Below are 20483 nucleotides of genomic sequence, written 5' to 3'. Positions count from 1 at the left end.
ATGGAATCCAATACCAGTGCTGTACCTACTGCACCAACAGCCGAAGAAACCTGCGCGAAGCCGCCACGGGATCTCGGTGAGCAGCCCGATGCACCTGATGAAACGCCCGGCTCTCATGACAAAGTAAAAACGCCGTGTTCAACAACCTACGGCAGCGCGATTTATGACACCGAAAATGAATCGTTCTGGCTACTGCCGGAACGCACGACTTCGGCGCTTAAAGAAGCGGCCAATGACCTGGACCAAAAAGTAAGTTCAAGCAAGTCTGCCGAAGAGCGCAAAAAAGGCCTCTACAGCACAGGGTTGCTTGAATACTTCCTCGAACCCAAATTGGGCAACTTTCTCGCGGGCGAAGAGCAAGCGCGAATGCTCGAGATTGAAGCGCAATACCCAAGCATCAGTGACCTGGATGCCACGTTGCTGGAGGCGCAGCAACAGAGAAAGGCTGCAGCGCCACCGGCTCCGGCGCCCTCGACGCCTCTATCCCGACTTGAACAAGATGACATCAAAAAGTCCGAGTGGATGGCAGCGCAACAAGACGCAACGCGGGTGCACGGCGTTCATGCTGAATGGCAAAAGTTGAAGCGCACGGCCATCGTCGCTGCTAAAGAAAAGGGTTACGCCTACGAAAGTGGAGGTCTGTACTCCCCTGAATCCATTGCAGCGCGCGAGGGCGTTCAGAAATACCTCAAAGCTCGAGAAACCTTACTTAAAGAAAAAGACCTGGCCACATTAGGCTCGGCTGAACTCGCGCCGCTGCTGGCTCAAGACAAAAAGCGACTAGACGAGGTCGCGACTTGCGGGGCGAATAACCAACTCCCTCTTTGTACGTACGTGCGCGATCAGGAAGCACAGCGTTTAAAAAGAAAAGCGATCTATGTTGCTTACCTTGAGTCCATTACCAGTGTTGCTCAATACGGAATTGCCTTACCCGAATTCGCCCTGATTCCCGCGAACGGTGCTTCGGTCGAAGGCGGCGTAGACCTGTTCAAACAATACCTGGCGCTTGAGAAAAAGCAGACAGAGGTCAACGAACGCCTTAGCAAAAAATATAAAGGCTGGATCGAAGCAAGCGGCCGGCAGGCCAAAGCGCCGGCCAACCTAGTTTCCCTCGAGCGCGCCGAATGGGATCGCCTGCAGGCAGATAAAGAAAAGTTACGACTGCAGGCCGAGAAAAACATGGAAACCGCACCTGTTCGTCGGCATCTGTTGTGGGAGCCCGAGCAGTTCCAGGCCAAGCCGATGGATCGGCTGGTCAAGGATGGTTTTCCGCTTCATGAAATGAGCATGCTGGATGACCTCAAGAAACCGTTGACTTACCTGAGCATGTATTCGCTTCCAAGACTTCAAGCCACCGTCAAGAACGACTGGAAAAAGGTCGGCGCCAAAGTCAAAGACTTGACCAAGCGCCCAGGTAACAGCACAGGCAAAGCCGCCACCGACAGTGAACTGAATTTGTTCGGCCAATGGCTCGAACAGGAAGGCGCTCTGCGGATCAAGGACCAGGAAAGCGACTGGTTTTCCCCCGAAGGCTGGTTCGAGATCGAAAAGTTTTACACCTTTTTGCAAACCAAGAATTACAAAGTCACTGCCCTTGATAGTGCCGGCAGCCGCAAGGAATGGGGAGTACGCCTGCAACAGGTGTTGTTCAAAGACAACGTGCGCAAGACCTTTCGCATTTTTGATATCAGCCCCCAAGCGCAACTGGTTCGCTGCCTGACGTCGTCATCCACTGAGATCATTCACGGGTCAACAAAAGTCGAAGGCCCCGCTTTTAGCCTGGCGGAAGGATTTAAAGCCTCGGCCAAAGCGTCATTCGGCGTCGACCTCGCCCGTGGTGAAGTCGAACTGTTTAAAGTCGATCTGCCTGAACGCAGCAAAGCCAAAGAAATCACGTTTACCTATCTGGACGGTAATAGCGTCCAACAAACACTCAATCTGGGCCGGTTTTCGTTGTATCTCGGCGCCAAGGCCTGGGGCTATGCCGGCGCCTCGCTGCTGCTTTCCTCCGAGATAGCGCTGGACGTCGGCAACGCGGGATTCCATTTGGCTCCGCCAGAACCCGTGGTACGGACCGGAGACAAACGCGATTTCGTCCACACTGAAACCAGCGATCAAATCAAGGGAGTCAATACAAACCTGCAAGTGCAGAATGGAGGCAAAGCCGCCTTCAATTTATTCGCCGGTTTGCAATCGGGAATCATGGTGACCGGCGCCTTGAACTGGGCCCCGCCCTCCGAAGTCGCCATGCTACAACGGGCACCCACATCGGGGTCCAAAGACTCGATGAAGACCAACGAGTGGTTCAGCCTCGCTCGTTTGACCGCCGAACTAAATGTGGCCGCAGGTTTGGGGGCAAAGGGCGAAGCGAGTATTTCGTTGCATGACGGCCGGTTGATTTTGGTACTGAAGGCTTCGTTGGTAGCCGGCCCTGGGGTGGGTGGCGCTTTCAAGTTCGAAGTGGGTTACGACGCAGTGACAGAGTTGATCAACTTGTTCCGCCGCGAGCTTTATAAAAACAATCAAAATCCTTTCTTTTCCATCGATAAAAATACAAACGATTACATGTCCAAGCTAAATGCCTTGGCCATTTGCGGCTTTGATATCCCTATGGTCTATATCATGGGAGTGGATGCAGTCATGGCCCTTTATGAGAGTTTGACCGCTACCGGCAAGGGAGGGCCGATTGCAGATACTATTATTTATTATGCGAACCAAGCAGAATTGGAGGAATGGTGCGTTAACGCGATTCCGGGTGCTTTGGGCCCGCTATTAATGACTTTAATTAGCCCTGCAGACGAATTCAGTATTAGCAGCACCAATTCATCGGGCGATACAGCGAAAGCAGAACGCAAATACGACAAAAGCCAAGCGCACTTGATACAACAAAAAGCTATTGAGCGTATTCTTAGATGGATATTAGATAACGCAAAAAAACAGAATACCGTCGATAAAGCCCAGAGCCAGTTTGAGGAGATCTGCATGCGCATGAATCGCTTTGGATTAAAGCCAGCGAATGAAAGGCAATTTTATTGCGAAAATCGGCTGGCGCTTGATAACTTTATGTCAGACGCTGTTCTAAGACTTGCCAACCCAAGAAACGATCAAATGCGTACTCGATATGCTCAACATGTGAAATTATTAGGCTCAAATAGTGATAATTACTGCCAGCGCAGTCAATTTTATGGCCGAACATATATACCCGCTGGCAAAGCCAAGTACATTGCTCCAGACCAGTAGAAACTGAGGACAACACATGCGCCAAAAATTCACACTCGCTACTGCAGTTTTTTCGCTGCTTTTTTCTTGCCAATTGTTTGCAAAACCTACAGCTGAATTGAATGCAGCCAAGCAAACGGGAATAGTTCTTTACAATCAGTACAAGATGGCGCCTGCAATACAGTATTTGACGATAGCCGCAACAGGTGGGGATGCGGAATCCCAGTACTATTTAGCTGAATCAATTAGAAATACAAAACGCTACATGACCGAGGACGCTCAAAAGTGGTACGAGGAATCAGCAAACCAAAATAACGTTTATGCGATGATACAGCTCGGACGAAGTGATGATAATCTCTGCGTCAACATGGGCAACTGTCCTGAAAGTACAAAAACACCGGCGCAATGGTTGAAAGGCGCGCTAGATTTGACGAAACCAGTTGCTGAAAGTGGTGATCCCGAAGCGATGTACTTAATGTATGAACTAACGCTTAAGGATGAATGGCTGGAGAAATCTGCAAATTCTGGATATGCATTAGCTCAATACTGGATGGCAATTGGAACTAGGCAAGGAGACGGTTTCTTCTTGCCGTGGAAGCGGCATGAGGCAATTGGAAATTGGCTGAAACTATCTGCAGAAGGAGGATACCCCCCTGCAATGATGGAATACGCTGCGTTTATTTATGAAGACCAAGGTGATTTAACAGTCGCTCGCCATTGGATTGTCGAAGCAGCTAATAAAGGGTACGAGTCAGGCGTTAGCAGTTACGGCGCATACTCAGCCCATTCACCATCGCTTTACGACTTCCCATTAGATAGGGTTAAAGGTTATGCGTTGACCTCGCTACTATCTGAACTTGACGGTGGCGGAGATGTACAGGTTTACGTAAATGAAACCCTTCCGGAAATTGCCGAAAAAATGACACCAGATGAAATTTCAGAAGCTAACGATTTTGCAAAGAGCTGGAAGGCCACTCATCCCCCTCTGTCGTTTTTCCCGGAAAAATTGAGCCGTTAACGTTGATAAAGAAAAGTCTATTTACCGCGCTGTTGATTATTGCGTTTGCAAATCCAGCGTCCGCCGAACTTTCCTCGGAACAGCTATCAGCAAAAACGCAAGGGATAACTTTCTACAATCAATACAAATCTGTTTCTGCCACCCCCTTCCTGACCATTGCTGCGGAAGCCGGCGATCACGAAGCACAGTATTATCTGGGTGAATCGCTCAGGAGGAAAAATCATTATATGAATCCTGAAGCACGAAAATGGTATGAGGCCTCTGCCGCACAAGGGGATCTTTACGCCATGATTCAGCTTGGGCGTAGCGAAAAAGATCTATGTACGTTTTCAAATGATTGCCCTCCTGATCAAAAAAAACCCATTGAGTGGTTGAATCAAGCTAAAAATATAGCCATGCCCAAAGCAATTCAGGGTGATGCGGAGGCTATGTATATATTGTACGAGTTAACTTTAGACGACGCCTGGCTTGAAAAGGCTGCCATGGCAGGTAACGCACTTGCTCAATACTGGATGGGGGTAGGTTACCAACAAGGTGAAGGTTTTTTCCTGCCATGGAAACGTGGAGAGGTCGTGGCGAAATGGTTTAAAGCTTCCGCCGAAGGTGGTTATCCAAAGTCAATGATGGAATACGCCGCAATACTATTTGAAAGTGGGGATGTTGAAGGTTTTCGGCATTGGAATGAACAAGCAGCGCTGGTCGGTTACGCGGATACGGTTTATGGATACGGATCTGATATAGCGCATGAACCCGACACCTATGGATTCCCGCTCGATATCATAAAGGGCTATGCACTTGTATATTTACTCTCCGAGCTTGATGGTGGCGGCGGAATGCAAGTCAATGTCGAATACAAACTTCCTCTAATCGCTGCAAAAATGACACCTGAACAGATAATAGAAGCTAAGGAGTTTGCAAAAAAATGGAAGTCCACCCATCCACCCCTATCATTTTTTCCTGACAAGTTGAGTCGCTAACTTCAATGAGCACCCACTTAGTATGCGCGTTGTTAATTACTGCCCTTTCAAGTAGTGCATTCGCGCAAACATCCTTGGAACAACAAGCAGCAAAAGAACAAGGATTGATTCTCTACAATCAAAACAAAGCTGTTTCTGCTGCCCCCTTCCTTACAGTCGCCGCTGAGGCAGGGGATCACGAGGCACAATATTTTCTGGGGGAATGCCTCAGAAAGAAAAATCACTACATGAATGCTGAAGCGCGGAAGTGGTACGAGGCATCTGCTGCTCAAGATGATTTGTACGCAATGATTCAGCTTGGGCGCAGCGAAAAGAATCTATGCGAACTCTCGCAGGACTGCCCTACTCGCAAAAAAGCGCCCATTGAATGGCTAAATGAAGCGCAGCGTTTGGCCAAGCCGAAAGCCGAGCAAGGCGACGCTGAAGCCATGTTCATAATGTATCAACTTACGATAGATCAAGACTGGTTAGAGAAGTCCGCAAATGCCGGTAACGCCATTGCACAATATTGGATGGCAATTGGTGAGCAAGAAGGGAGTGGGGTTTTTCTACTGCCTTGGAAGCGCTCAGAATCTATTGCCAAGTGGCTAAAAGCTTCTTCTGAAGGAGGCTACCCTAAAGCAATGATGGCTTACGTTGCGGTCCTGTACAAAGAAGGTGACATGGCAGGGGTCCGTCATTGGCTGGAAGAGGTGGCAAAAACTGGAGAACAGAATGCTGTAAGTACCTATGGCGCCTATTTGACTCACACTCCTGACAGGGTCGGTTACCCTTTAGACCTGGTGAAAGGTTACGGACTGGTGTCCCTTTTGAAGGAACTTGATGGCGGAGGCAGCGCTCAGGTTTACCTTGAAGAAAAACTACCTGAAATAGCGGCCAAAATGACACCCAAGCAAATAAAAGAAGCTAACGAATTTGCAAAAAACTGGAAGGCCACTCATCCGCCCTTATCTTTTTTCCCAGACAAGCTGAGCCGCTAGTATTTTTTGGAACCTCACCTACGAGGTCCAGTGAGTACTCAACCCTCGCCTAAGAATTGGAAGCAGTAAACGGAGGAATTGATTCGCAACGATCAATATAAACCGTATCTCCTGCTTCCCATCCTTACCGCATAGCGTCAGGCCGGCGCCTTCCACCCCATCATCTGCTGCTGCGCAACCACCAGCAAATCGCACCCATCCTGCGTCAGCAGATAAAGCGCGTGAGTAATGTGTGGAATATCTTGAACATCACCGTTCTTGAAGCATTGGCAATGGAGCGTTTCAAGTAACTGGCTGGCGGCTCGGACACGCTGCAAAGCGGCTTCGAGAATGTCTTGGGGATTGGCCTCGGTGTCGATGACCATTGGGCTTGTCTCGGTAACGCTGCTTTTGATTGAGCGATAGCGATCGGGGAATGGATTTAGCGTTGGCATGGTAATTACTCGATGATTAGTAAATAACCGCCAGTACCGTGACCAAACGATGGGAGGCGGACTGTGTGCAGGCTTGGTCAACCGACACCATCAAATCGGTTCGCCCGAAGGCGTCCAGCACACAGCCGCCATTGCAACGCACTACGAGAACATAGATGTTCGCAGCGCGAATGATGGCACACATATGTGTGATGGCATCAGGTGACCAAACCTGCTCGCTGATTTTGCAGCGAGGTCAAACAGTAAACGCTGGCACCTCGCCGACGAAAGACGACAAAGAGTCCAAGCGTGTAGGACCTCGCCGAAGCTCCCCCTAGTTTTTTTACCTACATGAAACCTCTGTCAGAAACCTCCTCACGACAGGCGGCATTCAGTCGGGTTAACCATCGCTTAACCCCGCGGTCCAAAACTTTACTGGACCGCACGCCCTCAGAGTTCTCTGACGCCCAGTGCGGCAGGTTCGACGCCAATACGTCGAGCTGACTTCCCTCCCGCACCGGAGATCGTTCATGAACATGCGCACCTTGCTGATCACCACCGCCCTCGCCTGCACCGCGTTTGCCGGTCTGGCCCAGGCCAATGACACTTCGAGCTCCCAGGCGGTGCCATACCACTACGGTATGCCGCTGCACGTGGGCAAGGTCATTACCTTGACCGAACCGTCGACGCTGGACTGCAAAGTGGTCACAGCCGACATGAAGTACATCGATAGCGCCTCGGGCAAACCTGCGGAAATCTCCTACCGTAAACTTTCTGACGCTTGCAGTTATCAAAACTGACGGAAAGGTCTGATTCAACGCTTTGCGGTATTCCTGTGAGGGGTTCTGGCGCTATGCTCTAGCGCCTCCCCCCACTGCCGCAAGGATTCGCCATGCAGTTATCGTTTCGTGCCTTGTCGACTTTTACCGCCGCGCTGTGTTTTCTGCTGGCCTTGGTCTAGGGTTTGATGCCCGACTGGTTACTGTCAATCTGGGGTCTTGAATACTCGTTGACGGTGGGCGTTGTCGCGCGGCGCAGTGCAATGCTGTTCGCGGCATTGGGTGTGATGTTTTATCTGGTTCGAAACGAGTCGCCTTCGACCACCCGCCATGCACTGAGCAATGGTTTCATGGTCGGCTGCTGGGGACTGGCAGCATTGGGCTTCGGTGAATGGCTCAATGGCCATGCCGGTCCGGGCATTTTGCTTGCGGTGGTGGTCGAACTGGCGCTGGGCCTGGCGTTTCTCCAGACCAAGCGCGTGTCGATGGAGCTCGAAACCGTGGGTTAAAGCGCTTTTCTGTCTGGATGCAGCGTCTGGGCAACGGTCTGGTGCTGCATGTCAGAGCGCAGTCCAGCGATCAGGTCATTGATTTCTCTACAACCATTTAGCCGTTTGGCATTTATTCCTGTTTTTATTAGATCGAGGTGATCGGTTTCACGATCGGAATACACCTTGACGGTCATCGACAGGTCCGGCGACAGCGTGCATTGACAACGTTTCGGCAAAAAACTGCTTTCAATGATATTGCGGAGCTCCAAGGCAGAAAGAAACATGGCGACCCTCTCCTTAATGTGAGACTGCCAATCAACGATCGATACTGACGCAATGAAATCCCCGGTCAGCTCAAGACCAGCTAGAGCATAAAACATGCCTGGAATTTCGCACTGCAGCTCATCGGCAAATCAACGATTTAGCCAAACGACTGCTAAATAGCCTCATGCAATCTGCAAGAAAGGCGTTGTGGTGCCCCTGCAATCTGCATACATCCCGCGACAAGTTTGCATTGGCCGACGACGCCAGTAAGAATGCGGCCAGTCAAATCACTATCCGCCAACCCCACACGCACGCAAGGAGGCATCATGGGTTCGTTGATCCAAATCAATACCGTTGGGCTAATAGTTGCTGGGCTGTCGTGCGTAGCGCACGCCGCGAAACTCGAAGAAGTCGCGCCGTTCCCCAAACCCGAGAGCGGTTTCACCCGCCAGGTCATTCACCTTGCCCCACAGACTCAAGAAGACGGCTACCAGGTCGAAATTCTCGCCGGCAAAACCCTGACCGTTGACTGTAATCGCCAACGCCTGGGCGGCATTCTCGAGGAGAAAAACCTCGAAGGCTGGGGCTACCCGTTCTACCGACTGGAAAAAGTCATCGGCCCGATGAGTACACAGATGGCCTGCCCGGACGGCAAGAGCAAAAAGGACTTCGTGCCGGTGGTCGGTGACGGTTTCATGCTGCGCTACAACAGCAAACTTCCGATCGTGCTCTACGTGCCCAAAGACGTCGAAGTCCGCTACCGGATCTGGTCGGCGTCGAGCAAGGTCGAGAAAGCCGTCCAGGAATAACCGTTCTGTCCCGCTACAGGAGCGCCATTTTGATTACCTGCCACGTCAAAGTGATCGATCCGTATCAACTCAGCGAATTCGAAGCCTATGCCAAAGCCTGGCTCGGCATCGTCGAACGTTTGGGCGGTACGCACCACGGGTACTTCCTGCCTTCCGAGGGTGCGAGCAATATCGCCTACTGCCTGTTTAGCTTTCCGTCACTGGCGGACTACGAAAGCTACCGGCATATCGCGATGACTGACGCCGAAAGCGCCGCGCTGGTGGCTTCGCTGGTGGAGAAGAAGTTTATCGTCAGCTATGAGCGGACCTTCCTGCGCCCGCTGCTGGCCTGATACCGCTCACGCCGGGGCGCAGCTCATTGCGGCGCGCTCGGCCACATGGCGCAAACTGTCGAAATTGATATTGGCGCCCGAGTCGATCGCTATCAGGGTCTGACCACGGGCACCGGTCTGCCCCACGTATTTTTTGATTCCGGCCACGGCCAAGGCACCGGAAGGTTCGGTGATCGAGCGGGTATCGTCGTAGATATTCTTGATGGCGGCGCAGAGTTCGTCGTTGCTGACGGTCAGCACCTCATCGACACAAAACCGGCAGACTTCGAAACCATAAGCACCGATCTGTGCGACGGCGACACCGTCGGCGAAAGTGCCTACGGCTGGCAGGACAACTCGCTCGCCGGCCTGTAATGCCGCGGACAAACACGCGGAATGCTCCGACTCGACGCCGATGATGCGGACTTCAGGTCGCAAGTATTTGACGTACGCCGCGATGCCGGCGATCAGTCCGCCACCACCCACCGGGACAAAGATCGCGTCCAGTGGACCTTGATGCTGACGCAGGATTTCCATGGCGACGGTGCCCTGCCCCGCGATCACATCCGGGTCGTCGAAGGGCGAGACAAAGGTGCGACCGGTTTGCCGTGCCAGGTTCAGCGCATAGTCCAGGGCAAACGGAAAACTCTCACCGTGCAGCACGGCGTCGGCGCCCCGACTGCGTACACCCAGCACCTTCAGTTCCGGCGTCGTACACGGCATCACAATGGTCGCGGCGATCCCCAATTCACGAGCCGCCAGCGCCACGCCCTGGGCATGATTGCCCGCCGAAGCGGTGATCACACCGCGTGCCTTTTGTTCATCGCTCAACTGCACGAGTTTGTTGTAGGCACCGCGGATCTTGAAGGAAAAGGTCGGTTGCAGGTCTTCGCGTTTGAGCAGGACCTGGTTACCCAAAACCTCGGACAGTGCCGGTGCTTCCTGCAGCGGCGTACGCACCGCGAGCTCATACACGGGCGCGGCGAGGATCTTTTTCACGTAATGCTCAAGCAAGGTCTGCTGGGCGGGGATGCTCATGGTTGTCTCCTGTCGTACACCGACCGCGTAGGAGCTGCCGAAGGCTGCGATCTTTTACTTTTGCTTTTAAAAGCAAGATCAAAGATCGCAGCCTTCGGCAGCTCCTACGCCGGTCGGCGTTGATTCAAGACCCAGGAGGCAGAAAGTAAAAACCCGCCTCTAGGGCGGGTTGGGTGCTGCAGTCGTGAGCTAGCCCGCCAAATAAGGAATGGCGGTAATAATGCTTGGCTGGCAGCGCAATACAGTGGAAGTCATGCCCGGAAATTAGCCGGACGCTGATGGCAAGTCAATGGCCAATTTTACTCGGCCTCTGTAGTCTGAGGACTCTGCTCATCGTCCCAAGGAAGGAAACCATGAAGTCTGTCGCCCTGCCCCTCATTGCCCTGATTGCGTTCGCCGGCTACACCGTTTCGGTGATGCTGCAGGCCGAACAGTCATTGATCGACTTCGGCATCAGCCTGATGTCGCGCCCCGACACGGCGCAGGTGGTAATTGATTTGTATCTGCTGGCGACGCTCGCGGGCATCTGGATGTACACGGATGCGCGTAAACGCGGGCAGTCGGGGTGGTCGGTGGTTCCTTATCTGCTGATTACGGCGATCTTTGTCTCCATCGGGCCATTGTTGTATTTGGTCGCGCGGGGATTTCAAAGCCGCAGGAAATCTGATGCTGCGACTCAACAGGTTTGATCCAGGAGTTGTTGTGCCGTTGAGATCGCCTTCGCGAGCAGGCTCGCTCCCACCTTTAATCTCTGGCATTCACAAATTATGTGTTCACAGAAAATCTGAAGTGGGAGCGAGCCTGCTCGCGATGGCAATCTCACAGCCACCGAAGTTACTTAGCCAAGCCCCTCAGCCCAAGCACCATCCCCCCCGCCCCTAACGCCATCGCGGTCAAAATCAGCGGATACGAAACCCACCATGGCACGCCCGCCGCCCGATAATGAGCTTCACAACCCTGTAGCAGCAGGCTTCGCCAGCTGCAGGAATCGGTTACTTCAGTCCGATCTTGTACAGGGCTCCGTCGTCCTCATCGGTCAGCACATACAAATACCCGTCCGGGCCTTGCCGCACATCGCGAATGCGCCTGTTGAGTTCGCTCAGCAATCGCTCTTCGTGAACGACCTTGTCGCCATCGAACTGCAAGCGGATTAACTCCTGGCTCACCAGCGCGCCGATAAACACGTTGTGCTGCCAGGCCTTGAAGCGGTCACCGTCGTAGAACGCCATGCCGCTGAGTCCGGGGGACTTCTCCCAGACATGGTGCGGAGCGACGGTGCCTTCGGCTGTCTTGCCCTTGGCTTCCGGAATTGGCTGGCCGGAATAGTTGATGCCATGGGTTGCCAGCGGCCAGCCGTAATTCTTGCCTCGCTCGATGATGTTGATTTCATCGCCACCCAGGGGACCGTGTTCGTTTTCCCAAAGGGTGCCGGTCCAGGGGTTGAGCGCCGCGCCTTGCGGATTGCGCTGGCCGTAGGACCAGATTTCCGGGCGTACGCCGGCCTGACCGACAAAGGGGTTGTCATCTGGCACCTTGCCGTCCGGGTAGATCCGTACGATCTTGCCTTGCAGCTTGTCGAGGTCCTGAGCCGTCGGCCGGTCGTTGTTCTCGCCGAGGGTGATGAACAGATAGCCGTCGCGGTCGAACACCAGGCGCGAACCAAAGTGGTTACCGACCGAAAGCTTGGGCTCCTGGCGGAAGATCACTTTGAAATCGTTGATGGCTGTCAGGTCGTCAGACAGACGTCCGCGACCAACCGCCGTCCCGGCCTTGTCGCCCTCACCGCCACCTTCGGCATACGACAAGTAGACCGTGCGGTCTTGCTTGAAGTCGGGCGACAACGCTACATCCAGCAAGCCACCCTGCCCCTTGGCCCAGACCTGTGGCACGCCGCTGAGCGGAGCGGACAGTTTACCGTCGGCGCTGATCACCCGCAGGTTGCCGGGCCGTTCGGTCACCAGCATCCCTTGGCGATCGGGAAGAAACGCCAAGGCCCAAGGATGTTCGAGCCCCTTGGTTATTGTCGTCACCTCAAGGGTGCCCTGTTCGCTTTTGAAATTCTGGGTTGGCGCTGCGAAAACGGGCGCCGTGACGGTGATCAGTGCGCTGGCACACAGAGTAGCCAGAAGGGTTTTACGCAACATGCACGATTCCTTTTGTCGTTCGAATGGCTGGCAAGAACGCTGTCGTGCCGTTCAACGGTTGCTGGTGTCTGCGTCTCGATGAGGTGGATTGGGAATGAATTTCGGTGGGGTGGCGGGAGGCGAGCGATCCTGGGGATAGCGGTTGCCGACGCCACCATTGTCAAGCGTCGGAGGGCGTGGCACGGGCACTGTGTTCGGCCCACGGATGGCCGGCGCGCTGGGTTGCGTGCCTTGCATGCTGTTGGGATTGGCCCGGCGAATCGGGCTGTTGTAAGGATTGCTGGCATTGCCTGTCGGGCTCTGGGCCAACAGCAATGAAGAAGGTGGCGACGCGGTGGCGGCCTGGACCAGATTGCTCAGTACGCCACTCAATGCCAACGCGGTGCAGCCGAGCACAAATCTGTTCATGGGGAGCCTCTCGACATCAGCGTGGATAGAAACTTCGATATCACGCTACGCCCGGGGTTCGGATTTGTTAACTAAAACCTCCCCGGCAAGATGTAACACGAAGTTGAGGACGCCGCTGATCCCCCACTGGACCGGGCCACAAGCCACTGAAACTTTTGCGCCGGGCCACAGGTCACCTGAACATCACTCGCGAGAAGACGACCATGGCACGGGCAATCTGGAAAGGCGCGATCAGTTTCGGTCTGGTGCATATCCCTGTGGCGCTGGTCTCGGCGACGTCCTCACATGGGGTGGATTTCGACTGGCTCGACAGCCGCAGCATGGACCCGGTGGGCTACAAGCGCGTCAACAAAGTCACCGGCAAGGAAGTGACCAAGGAACACATCGTTAAAGGTGTGCAGTATGAAAAGGGTCGGTATGTGGTCCTCAGCGAAGAGGAAATCAAGTCGGCGCACCCGCTGTCCACTCAGACCATCGACATCTTTTCCTTTGTCGACAGCGAGCAGATCCCCCTGCAAAACATTGATACACCCTACTACCTCGCGCCGGATAAACGCGGTGGCAAGGTCTATGCGCTGTTGCGCGAAACGTTAAGCAAAACCAATAAAGTCGCCTTGGCTCATGTTGTGCTGCACACGCGCCAGCACCTCGCCGCGCTGATGCCGCTGGAGTCGGCGATGGTACTGGTGATGCTGCGCTGGCCCGCCGAAGTGCGAAGTCTGGATACGCTTGAGTTGGGCAGTGAAGTCACCAAGCCCGACCTGGCCAAAGGTGAACTCGATATGGCCAAGCGACTGGTTCAGGACATGAGCGCAGACTGGAAACCCGAGGATTATCGCGACAGTTTTGAAGACAAGATCATGGCCTTGGTGGAGAAGAAGGCTAATGAAGGCAAGATCGAAGATGTCGAAACGGCGACTGGCGAAGAGGAGCGTAAAACCGCAGACGTTATCGATTTGACCGAGCTGCTTAAACGTAGCCTTGGGGGCAAGAGCACGGGCAAAAAACCGAGTAAACCGGCAGCCAAAGCGACGACAGCGAAGAAGGCTACTAAACGGTCTAGCGGTTGATTGAAGAGTTGCGGTGAGTTTTATGGCCTCTTCGCGGGCAAGCCATGCTCCTACAGGTATTGTGTTGTTCACCACAAATGCTGTTGATCACACGATCCCTGTAGGAGCATGGCTTGCCCGCGAAGGCGTCTTCAGATCAAGACGAAAATCGCCAGCAGCCCACCAAAAATCGCCCACTTTTCGAGGTAGTAAAGCTTGCGATTGCGCTTCTTGAGGGCTTTGCCACGCAGGCGAATCTTGTAGATTTTGGCGAACAAGCGGTTGATACCGCCGGTCTTGTCACCCGCATCGTTCGGTGCGCCCGCCGCCGACATCACCTGACGGCTGAACCAGCTATTGAACGCCGCCGCCCAGCGATACTTCATCGGCCGCTCAACGTCGCAGAACAGAATGATGCGGTTCTGCCCGGTGGTGTTTTCGGCGTAATGAATGAAGGTCTCGTCGAACATGACCGCTTCACCGTCGCGCCAGTGGTAGTTCTCGCCATCGACGTTGATGTAACAACCGGCATCGTTCGGGGTCGCCAGGCCCAGGTGATAGCGGTAGGAACCGGCATACGGATCGCGGTGACGGACCAGTTTCGAACCCGGTGGCAGCTCGGCGAACATCGCCGCCTTGATCGAGCCGATGCTTTGCACCAATTCCGTGGTGCGCGGGCAAAGTTTCATGGCCGAAGGATGGCTATCGCCGTACCACTTCAGGTAGAAACGCTTCCAGCCCGTCTTGAAGAACGAGTTGAAGCCGACGTCGTCGTATTGATTCGAGCGCTTGATCTCCCCGGCCCTGAGCAGGTTCTGGCCCTCGGCTCGAATTTCTTCCCAATGGTCCTGCAACGGACTCAGATCAGGAAACTCGGCCGGGTTGAGGTAAGGCTTGTTGGGGATTTTCGAGAACAGATAAAGGAAGCAGTTGATCGGCGCCAGAAATGTCGAGTGGTCGCTCAGTTGACGGCCCAGCTTGTGGCGCACGCGTCCGCGCAGGTGGACGTATGCAATGGAGACAACGTAAACAGCAACAATGATCAATTTCACAACAATCGTCACATGTCAGAAGTGAACAAGCTGCGCCCCTTGCCAGCCAATCGGCCCAAGGGTCTTGTGCAGCGTCTGAATTAAGAACAGCAGTCCCGAATGGCGCGTTCTTGAGCCTATGCCGCCTGTCGGCATCAGGTGATAGATGGCATTTTAGCCACAGTTTGTAACCAATAGTTAACCTTCAACGGTGAAAATCTGTCCACTGGTGCTGCCAAAGTGGCCGTGCGGCCTTAACGCCCTATCGTTTAAAGAGCCAGACCAGTACAATCGCCGCCAAACATTACGCGCCCCCCTTGGTTGATGACGGGAATGAACCCCGTCTCAGCGCACTTCGACTCGGGCCAAGCGCTCCATATGCTGCTGTCCACTTATTGCCAGATGGACCTTCCGCTTCTGACCGGGATGCATTTCCTGTGGTTCGAATAACGGAAACGGGTACTGAATCGGTACTGCCGCAACCCTAGCTACTCTGAATGCTTCGCAGGAAAAACCTTTGATCTCTACAGCTAACATCACGATGCAGTTCGGCGCCAAGCCGCTATTCGAAAACGTTTCGGTCAAATTCGCCGCGGGCAACCGCTACGGCCTGATCGGCGCCAACGGTTGCGGCAAGTCGACTTTCATGAAAATCCTCGGCGACGACCTCGAGCCGTCCGGCGGCCAGGTCATGCTCGAGCCGAACGTGCGTCTGGGTAAATTGCGCCAGGACCAGTTCGCCTACGAAGAATTCACCGTGATCGATACCGTGATCATGGGTCACGAAGAGCTGTGGAAGGTCAAGGCCGAGCGCGACCGCATCTACTCGCTGCCGGAAATGACCGAAGAAGACGGCATGGCCGTTGCAGAACTGGAAACCGAATTCGCCGAAATGGACGGCTACACCGCCGAATCCCGTGCCGGTGAATTGCTGCTGGGCCTGGGTATCGGCATCGAGCAGCACTTCGGCCCGATGAGCGAAGTGTCCCCAGGCTGGAAACTGCGCGTATTGCTGGCTCAGGCGCTGTTCTCCGATCCTGAAGTGTTGTTGCTCGACGAACCGACCAACCACCTGGACATCAACACCATCCGCTGGCTGGAAAACATCCTGACCCAGCGCTCCAGCCTGATGATCATCATCTCTCACGACCGTCACTTCCTGAACAGCGTGTGCACCCACATGGCTGACCTGGATTACGGCGAGTTGCGCCTGTTCCCGGGCAACTATGACGAGTACATGACCGTGGCGACCCAGTCCCGCGAGCAACTGCTGTCGGACAACGCCAAGAAGAAAGCGCAGATCTCCGAACTGCAATCGTTCGTCAGCCGCTTCTCGGCCAACGCCTCGAAAGCCAAGCAAGCGACTTCCCGCGCCAAGGCGATCGACAAGATCCAGCTGGCCGAGGTCAAGCCTTCGAGCCGCGTGAGCCCGTTCATCCGTTTCGAACAAACCAAGAAGCTGCACCGTCAAGCGGTCATCGTCGAGCGCATGGCCAAAGGCTTCGACGGCAAGACACTGTTCAAGGACTTCAGCTTCCAGGTTGAAGCCGGCGAGCGCGTGGCGATCATCGGCCCGAACGGTATTGGTAAAACCACCCTGCTGCGCACCCTGGTCAACGAACTGACCCCGGATGCCGGTACTGTGAAGTGGACCGACGCTGCGGAACTGGGCTACTACGCTCAGGACCACGCTCACGACTTCGAAGACGACTGCAACCTGTTCGACTGGATGGGCCAATGGACTCAGGGCGGCGAGCAAATCGTTCGCGGTACCCTCGGCCGTATGCTGTTCTCCAACGACGAGATCCTCAAGTCGGTCAAGGTCATCTCCGGTGGTGAGCAAGGTCGCATGCTGTTCGGCAAGCTGATCCTGCAAAAGCCGAACGTGCTGATCATGGACGAACCGACCAACCACTTGGACATGGAATCCATCGAGGCGCTGAACCTGGCGCTGGAGAACTACCCGGGCACGCTGATCTTCGTCAGCCACGACCGTGAGTTCGTATCGTCCCTGGCCACCCGCATTATCGAGTTGAGCCCTAGTGGCGTGATCGACTTCAGCGGCACCTATGACGACTACCTGCGTAGCCAGGGCGTTGTGTTCTAAATAGCTGCTGAAACTGAAAAGCCCTGTCCATGTGACGGGGCTTTTTGCATTTCATGGTCAAGGAATGCGTTGGTGCTGAAACTTTCGCGAGCAGGCTCGCTCCCACATTAGATTGCGATCCACTGTGGGAGCGAGCCTGCTCGCGATGAGGCCTTCAAGGCCGATGAATATAGTTAGCCTGCTTTCTTTTATTTTGCGCCCGCGCCATGATGCAGTTCTCCTACCGCCGCCCGCGAACGAGCCCTCATGTCAGTGCAGCAACTGCCACCACAAAGCTCCATGGCGATCACCCTGCAGATCGTCTCCATCGTCTTTTATACCTTTATTGCCTTCCTCTGCATCGGCCTGCCGATTGCGGTGTTGCCGGGGTATGTCCACGAACAGCTGGGTTTCAGCGCGATCATTGCGGGGCTGACCATCGGCTCGCAGTACCTGGCCACCCTGCTCAGCCGTCCGATGGCCGGGCGCCTGTCGGACAGCATCGGCACCAAGCGGGCGATTGTTTACGGGTTATCGGGGATTGTGCTGAGCGGCGTGCTGACGTTGATTTCAACGCTGCTGCAAAGTCTTCCGTTGCTGAGCCTGTTGATCCTGATCGCCGGCCGCTTGTTGCTGGGGATTGCCCAGGGCTTGATCGGGGTCGGCACCATCAGTTGGTGCATGGGTCAGGTGGGCGCTGAACATACCGCGCGATCGATCTCCTGGAACGGCATCGCCTCCTACGGCGCCATCGCCATTGGTGCGCCGCTGGGCGTGGTGATGGTTGGCGAGCTGGGGTTCGCCAGTCTTGGGATCGCGCTGTCGGGGCTGGCGCTGGCGGCGTTGTTGCTGATCCGAAACAAACCCTCGGTGCCGGTGATTCGCGGCGAGCGCCTGCCGTTCTGGGCGGTGTTCGGGCGCATTGCGCCGTTCGGCGCGAGCCTGAGCCTCGCCTCCATCGGTTACGGCACGTTAACCACTTTTATTACCCTGTATTACGTCAGCCGTGGCTGGGCCGGCGCGGCTTACTGCCTGACGGTGTTCGGCGTGTGTTTCATTCTGGCGCGATTGTTGTTCATCTCCAGCATCAGCCGTTTCGGTGGGTTCACCTCGGCCATTGTCTGCATGAGCATTGAAACGGTGGGCCTGGTGTTGCTGTGGCTCGCGCCTTCGACCGGTTATGCGCTGATCGGCGCAGGCTTGACCGGGTTCGGTCTGTCGCTGGTGTATCCGGCGCTGGGGGTCGAAGCGATCAAGCAAGTGCCCAATTCCAGTCGCGGGGCGGGATTGAGTGCTTACGCGGTGTTTTTCGATCTGGCGCTGGCGATTGCCGGGCCGTTGATGGGCGCCGTGGCGTTGAATCTGGGGTACTCGTGGATATTCTTTAGCGCGGCGTTGTTGTCAGTGACTGGCCTCGGTTTGACCCTGTTACTGAAACGCCGCGCGATGGTCTGACACCGCCCCCCCTGTAGGAGCTGAGCTTGCTCGCGATGGCGGTCTGTCAGCCAACATCCATGTTGAATCTGACACCGCCATCGCGAGCAAGCTCAGCTCCTACAAGGAATATCTTATTGATCGGCAGTCTGCATTCCGGCCCGGGTCGGTTTGCCAAGCGCATGAGAGAAGAAACGCCCGGCTTCGGAAATCATGTTGCGATGAATGTCTTTGCGATCGACGCCATCGGCATCGGTACACAGCGCCGGCATGGCGATGATCTGCTCTTCGTTGCAAGGCGCCAGGAACACAAAGTGCCCTGCCCCGACCAGCAACTTGAAGTCCGGTGCGATCGGCAGTTTGCGCGCCAGGGCGGCGGCATTTTTGTCGAACGCCACCAGTTTGTCGCCGTCGCCGCTGTAGAGCAGCACCGGCACATGCACATCGGCCAGGGTATGACGGCCAAACTTCAGGCTCAGTGGCGCCATGAGCAGCAAGGCGCGAACCCGCGGGTCAGCCACCGGTTGCAAGTCATCACGGTCAGCAATCAATTCGCCTTGGGTGTTGCAGGCATCGCGGTCGTCCGGGCGCTCCTGACAATAGCGGCGCAGACGGTCCAGGTCGGGCGTTGCGCCGGACAGAATCAGCGCCGTCTCCCCGCCCGCCGAATAACCGATCACACCGACCTGATCGGCATTGACGAAGGGCGCGAGCATTCGGTCGCCCAGTGTCGCGGTAATGGCTTCGGAAATCTGGATGGGCCGACCGTAAAGGTTACTCAACGTACCGAGGCGGCTGTGGTCTTTGGAGTTGTCACCGGGATGGATCACCGCCACCACCACAAACCCTTTGCGTGCCAGCGACGTGGCGAGGTCGTGCAAGGCCAGCGGGGTTCCGATGTTGCCGTGGGACAGCATCAGCATCGGGAAACGACCGATGGCGACTCGTGTGTCTTCGCCCGCTTCGACCGTGTAGCCCTCCAGGAGGCTGGAGTGTTCCTTCTCGCTGGAGGGGTAGAAGGCGATGGCGCGCATCGGCTGCAAGTCCAGAGGGTCAAGAAAACTCATCTCATGGAAGCCGACGCTCCAGTAAGGATGCGGCGCAGGCGCGGCGTGCACTGAGTTCAGGCTGCTGAGCAGACAAATCAGTAAGATTGCACAAAGACGCACCATGGGATGCCCTACCTTGTTGCTGGACCGGAGACGGTAACCCTCGATTGCATAACTCGGGCCACTATTCAATGAAGTTCCGAAATAGCCAGAAACAAAAAACTCCGTATCTGACACTTGCGTGATCAGAATACAGAGTTTTTTGGGTATTGCCCGAGCTGTTTGATTTTCTTTACAGAAGCCTTACGCAGCGACGAACAACTGCTCGCTGATTTGCGTGTGAGCGTCGCTCATGGCTTTGGTGCGGACTTCGTCACCGTAGGCGAGGCCATGGGCACGGACGAACTCGAGGTCAGTGATACCGATGAAGCCGAACAGCACCTTCAAGTACTCTTCGTGAGCAACACCAGTCGCCTGACCCGCATGCAGACCGCCGGAAGTCGAAACGATGACGACTTTCTTGCCACCGCACAGGCCTTCAGGACCGGCTTCGGTGTAACGGAAGGTCTGACCGGCAACGGCGATGCGGTCGATCCAGGCCTTGAGTTGGGTCGGGATGGTGAAGTTGTACATCGGGGCTGCAATCACCACGGCGTCGGCGGCGAGGAATTCGGCCAGGGTGGTGGCGCTCAACTCGGCTTCGTGTTGCTGCGCGGCGTTACGCAGTTCAGCGGTGGTGCCGGCGGCAACCAGGGTCGTGGCAGAGAAATGGCTGATGGCATCGGCGGCCAGGTCGCGATAGGTCACCACGGCAGTCGGCTCGGCGGTTTGCCAGGCTTTAACGACTTCGCTACTCAGCTGACGGGAAGCCGAGTTGTCACCAAGAATGCTCGAATCGATATGCAGCAGTTTCATGTGGGATCTCCAGGTGAGGATCGCTACGTGGCGATCTGTTGGGGAGAATCCTACAGACGAAACCAATA

The 20483-nt window shown here is 55.1% G+C and carries 18 protein-coding genes and 3 pseudogenes; 12 read left to right on the top strand and 9 right to left on the bottom strand.

Going from position 1 to position 20483, the window contains the following annotated elements; translation table 11 throughout:
* The 4 genes from PMI27_RS22755 to PMI27_RS22765 are packed head-to-tail and all read left to right on the top strand — an operon-like array spanning position 1 to position 6194.
* On the top strand, positions 1-3240 hold the full coding sequence (locus tag PMI27_RS22755; protein ID WP_008149991.1) for a hypothetical protein: 3240 nt from the start codon (positions 1-3) through the stop codon (positions 3238-3240).
* 16 nt (positions 3241-3256) lie between these two features.
* Positions 3257-4237, top strand: coding sequence for a tetratricopeptide repeat protein (locus PMI27_RS22760; protein ID WP_008149989.1), 981 nt, complete (start codon positions 3257-3259; stop codon positions 4235-4237).
* Between the two features lie 5 nt (positions 4238-4242).
* Positions 4243-5214, top strand: coding sequence for a sel1 repeat family protein (locus PMI27_RS0229215; protein WP_081757413.1), 972 nt, complete (start codon positions 4243-4245; stop codon positions 5212-5214).
* Between the two features lie 5 nt (positions 5215-5219).
* Positions 5220-6194 (top strand): tetratricopeptide repeat protein, encoded by a 975-nt coding sequence (locus tag PMI27_RS22765; protein WP_008149981.1) that lies wholly within the window; start codon positions 5220-5222, stop codon positions 6192-6194.
* Between the two features lie 137 nt (positions 6195-6331).
* Here PMI27_RS22765 and PMI27_RS0229210 read toward each other — a convergent pair whose 3' ends face one another.
* Complete coding sequence (locus PMI27_RS0229210) at positions 6332-6628, bottom strand: hypothetical protein (protein ID WP_033053094.1); 297 nt, start codon at positions 6626-6628, stop codon at positions 6332-6334.
* Positions 6629-7137: 509 nt separating this feature from the next.
* Between PMI27_RS0229210 and PMI27_RS22770 the strand changes: the two genes are divergently transcribed.
* Both PMI27_RS22770 and PMI27_RS22775 read left to right on the top strand, forming a co-directional pair.
* Positions 7138-7407: a DUF2790 domain-containing protein gene (locus PMI27_RS22770; protein ID WP_008149978.1), complete on the top strand. Its 270-nt coding sequence runs from the start codon at positions 7138-7140 to the stop codon at positions 7405-7407.
* Positions 7408-7499: 92 nt separating this feature from the next.
* Positions 7500-7895: pseudogene (locus tag PMI27_RS22775) on the top strand (hypothetical protein).
* On the opposite strand, the gene PMI27_RS22780 reads toward PMI27_RS22775, so the two are convergent.
* A complete protein-coding gene (locus PMI27_RS22780; RefSeq protein ID WP_008149972.1) occupies positions 7892-8161 on the bottom strand; it encodes a DUF1652 domain-containing protein in 270 nt (89 codons plus the stop codon). The pseudogene PMI27_RS22775 and the gene PMI27_RS22780 overlap by 4 nt on opposite strands.
* 306 nt (positions 8162-8467) lie before the next feature.
* Here PMI27_RS22780 and eco point away from each other — a divergent pair, with 306 nt between their 5' ends.
* On the top strand, positions 8468-8950 hold the full coding sequence (eco, locus tag PMI27_RS22785) for a serine protease inhibitor ecotin (protein WP_008149969.1): 483 nt from the start codon (positions 8468-8470) through the stop codon (positions 8948-8950).
* A gap of 29 nt (positions 8951-8979) precedes the next feature.
* Positions 8980-9282 (top strand): NIPSNAP family protein, encoded by a 303-nt coding sequence (locus PMI27_RS22790; protein WP_008149966.1) that lies wholly within the window; start codon positions 8980-8982, stop codon positions 9280-9282.
* 24 nt (positions 9283-9306) lie between these two features.
* Here PMI27_RS22790 and ilvA read toward each other — a convergent pair.
* A pseudogene (ilvA, locus tag PMI27_RS22795) lies at positions 9307-10299 on the bottom strand (threonine ammonia-lyase, biosynthetic); the annotation flags it as partial.
* 353 nt (positions 10300-10652) lie between these two features.
* Here ilvA and PMI27_RS22800 point away from each other — a divergent pair.
* The gene (locus PMI27_RS22800; protein WP_008149962.1) at positions 10653-10988 is read left to right on the top strand and encodes a DUF2834 domain-containing protein; all 336 of its coding nucleotides are present in this window, start codon (positions 10653-10655) and stop codon (positions 10986-10988) included.
* Positions 10989-11133: 145 nt separating this feature from the next.
* On the opposite strand, the pseudogene PMI27_RS32040 reads toward PMI27_RS22800, so the two are convergent.
* The 3 genes and pseudogenes from PMI27_RS32040 to PMI27_RS22810 all read right to left on the bottom strand — a co-directional run.
* Positions 11134-11232: pseudogene (locus PMI27_RS32040) on the bottom strand (magnesium transporter CorA family protein); the annotation flags it as partial.
* A 59-nt stretch (positions 11233-11291) separates the two neighbouring features.
* Positions 11292-12443, bottom strand: a complete 1152-nt coding sequence (locus PMI27_RS22805) for a PQQ-dependent sugar dehydrogenase (RefSeq protein WP_008149960.1) — start codon at positions 12441-12443, stop codon at positions 11292-11294.
* A gap of 51 nt (positions 12444-12494) precedes the next feature.
* A complete protein-coding gene (locus tag PMI27_RS22810) occupies positions 12495-12851 on the bottom strand; it encodes a hypothetical protein (protein ID WP_008149958.1) in 357 nt (118 codons plus the stop codon).
* A gap of 203 nt (positions 12852-13054) precedes the next feature.
* On the opposite strand from PMI27_RS22810, the gene ku reads away from it, so the two are divergent.
* Positions 13055-13921, top strand: a complete 867-nt coding sequence (gene ku, locus PMI27_RS22815) for a non-homologous end joining protein Ku (RefSeq protein WP_008149956.1) — start codon at positions 13055-13057, stop codon at positions 13919-13921.
* A 131-nt stretch (positions 13922-14052) separates the two neighbouring features.
* On the opposite strand, the gene lpxO is transcribed toward ku, so the two are convergent.
* Positions 14053-14952 carry a lipid A hydroxylase LpxO gene (gene lpxO / locus PMI27_RS22820; RefSeq protein WP_008149955.1) on the bottom strand — a complete coding sequence of 300 codons (900 nt, stop codon included), beginning with the start codon at positions 14950-14952 and terminating at the stop codon, positions 14053-14055.
* Positions 14953-15448: 496 nt separating this feature from the next.
* On the opposite strand from lpxO, the gene PMI27_RS22825 reads away from it, so the two are divergent.
* On the top strand, positions 15449-17038 hold the full coding sequence (locus PMI27_RS22825) for an ABC-F family ATPase (protein WP_008149954.1): 1590 nt from the start codon (positions 15449-15451) through the stop codon (positions 17036-17038).
* A gap of 246 nt (positions 17039-17284) precedes the next feature.
* Positions 17285-18472, top strand: a complete 1188-nt coding sequence (locus tag PMI27_RS22830; RefSeq protein WP_008149952.1) for an MFS transporter — start codon at positions 17285-17287, stop codon at positions 18470-18472.
* A gap of 113 nt (positions 18473-18585) precedes the next feature.
* Here PMI27_RS22830 and PMI27_RS22835 read toward each other — a convergent pair whose 3' ends face one another.
* Both PMI27_RS22835 and PMI27_RS22840 read right to left on the bottom strand, forming a co-directional pair.
* Entirely contained in the window at positions 18586-19623 is a 1038-nt protein-coding gene (locus PMI27_RS22835) for an alpha/beta hydrolase family protein (protein WP_008149950.1), read from the bottom strand.
* 180 nt (positions 19624-19803) lie between these two features.
* Complete coding sequence (locus PMI27_RS22840; protein WP_008149949.1) at positions 19804-20415, bottom strand: FMN-dependent NADH-azoreductase; 612 nt, start codon at positions 20413-20415, stop codon at positions 19804-19806.
* Positions 20416-20483: the final 68 nt, after the last annotated feature.

Source organism: Pseudomonas sp. GM41(2012) (assembly GCF_000282315.2).
Taxonomy (GTDB): domain Bacteria; phylum Pseudomonadota; class Gammaproteobacteria; order Pseudomonadales; family Pseudomonadaceae; genus Aquipseudomonas.
The sequence above is the reverse complement of the archived record's forward strand: the minus strand, read 5'-3'. Positions and strand labels throughout refer to the sequence as shown.

Excerpts from the sequence above, each read along its gene's own strand:
- PMI27_RS0229210 (WP_033053094.1), bottom strand. The coding sequence starts at position 6,628 with ATGCCAACGCTAAATCCATTCCCCGATCGCTATCGCTCAATCAAAAGC.
- PMI27_RS22835 (WP_008149950.1), bottom strand. The coding sequence starts at position 19,623 with ATGGTGCGTCTTTGTGCAATCTTACTGATTTGTCTGCTCAGCAGCCTG.
- PMI27_RS22755 (WP_008149991.1), top strand. The coding sequence starts at position 1 with ATGGAATCCAATACCAGTGCTGTACCTACTGCACCAACAGCCGAAGAA.
- PMI27_RS22765 (WP_008149981.1), top strand. The coding sequence starts at position 5,220 with ATGAGCACCCACTTAGTATGCGCGTTGTTAATTACTGCCCTTTCAAGT.
- PMI27_RS22840 (WP_008149949.1), bottom strand. The coding sequence starts at position 20,415 with ATGAAACTGCTGCATATCGATTCGAGCATTCTTGGTGACAACTCGGCT.
- PMI27_RS22810 (WP_008149958.1), bottom strand. The coding sequence starts at position 12,851 with ATGAACAGATTTGTGCTCGGCTGCACCGCGTTGGCATTGAGTGGCGTA.
- PMI27_RS22760 (WP_008149989.1), top strand. The coding sequence starts at position 3,257 with ATGCGCCAAAAATTCACACTCGCTACTGCAGTTTTTTCGCTGCTTTTT.
- PMI27_RS22780 (WP_008149972.1), bottom strand. The coding sequence starts at position 8,161 with ATGTTTCTTTCTGCCTTGGAGCTCCGCAATATCATTGAAAGCAGTTTT.
- PMI27_RS22805 (WP_008149960.1), bottom strand. The coding sequence starts at position 12,443 with ATGTTGCGTAAAACCCTTCTGGCTACTCTGTGTGCCAGCGCACTGATC.
- PMI27_RS22800 (WP_008149962.1), top strand. The coding sequence starts at position 10,653 with ATGAAGTCTGTCGCCCTGCCCCTCATTGCCCTGATTGCGTTCGCCGGC.
- PMI27_RS22830 (WP_008149952.1), top strand. The coding sequence starts at position 17,285 with ATGTCAGTGCAGCAACTGCCACCACAAAGCTCCATGGCGATCACCCTG.
- PMI27_RS22770 (WP_008149978.1), top strand. The coding sequence starts at position 7,138 with ATGAACATGCGCACCTTGCTGATCACCACCGCCCTCGCCTGCACCGCG.
- ku (WP_008149956.1), top strand. The coding sequence starts at position 13,055 with ATGGCACGGGCAATCTGGAAAGGCGCGATCAGTTTCGGTCTGGTGCAT.
- eco (WP_008149969.1), top strand. The coding sequence starts at position 8,468 with ATGGGTTCGTTGATCCAAATCAATACCGTTGGGCTAATAGTTGCTGGG.